Source organism: Wolbachia pipientis (genome assembly GCF_023661085.1).
Lineage (GTDB): Bacteria > Pseudomonadota > Alphaproteobacteria > Rickettsiales > Anaplasmataceae > Wolbachia.
In genome coordinates, this window is sequence record NZ_JAHDJT010000180.1 from 1 (window position 1) to 816 (window position 816).

1 protein-coding gene is annotated in these 816 nt (G+C 32.7%); it reads left to right on the forward strand.

The genetic code is table 11. The features are described from left to right. Positions 1-446: 446 nt before the first annotated feature. Positions 447-725, forward strand: coding sequence for a BON domain-containing protein (locus DM84_RS06000; RefSeq protein WP_250779090.1), 279 nt, complete (start codon positions 447-449; stop codon positions 723-725). Positions 726-816: the final 91 nt, after the last annotated feature.

Here is an 816-nt window from a genome sequence, read left to right on the forward strand (position 1 = left end):
AAGCAGCTAAATTGTAGCGTTTAAGGCATAAAAACGCCAATACTAAAAATAAATAATGGCCAGGGCTTCTTTTGCCTTTTTTTCCCATTCGGTAGTTTCTCCGTTTTTATGTTCGTTAGGTTAAACTACCTCTTTTTTCTTCTCTTCTTTATTTTTTGTCCACAGAGCCTAGAGATCGTAATACGAAAATCAGTACAGTCATCTGTTAAAAAGATAAATATAAGTTAACCTTCAAAAGGCAGAGCAAGCCAAAAACTCTGCCTACAGCACATTTAAGGTCAGTCTAAAGCGGTGTAAGATAGTAAGTTTTTTGTACTTCAAAAAAAATTTACAAGAGTGAAAAAAATACTTGACATGCTAAAATCAGATACTATAACATATATGATTTTAATTTTTATTCTGGGACCCAAAATAAAAGTTAAAAATTCATTTTTGTGGGGGTACTTATGGTAACAACTGGCGAATTATATACAAATGTTATGGACAAATTAAGGTTTGAACCAGGCATTGATGAATCAGATATAACTGTTGCTATTAAAGATAATGGAATAGTTGTGTTAGGTGGTAAGGTTAAAAGCTATGCTGAAAAGTACGCTGCTGAGAAAGCTGTGGAAAAGCTTAAGAAAGTTAAAGGTGTAGCCAATGAGCTGGAAGTAGAGCTTACACACACTTACAAAAGAAATGATGCAGATATAGTTAGAGCTGCCATAAATGCTTTAGAATAGAGTTTCTTTGTACCGCATGTATAAGTCAAATCAGCTGTAGAAAATTGTCATTTAACTTTAACTGGTGATATTGATTACAATTATCAAAAGA

What these genes read in the sequence shown, in the direction of transcription:
- DM84_RS06000 (WP_250779090.1), top strand. Translation starts at nt 447, where the DNA reads ATGGTAACAACTGGCGAATTATATACAAATGTTATGGACAAATTAAGG.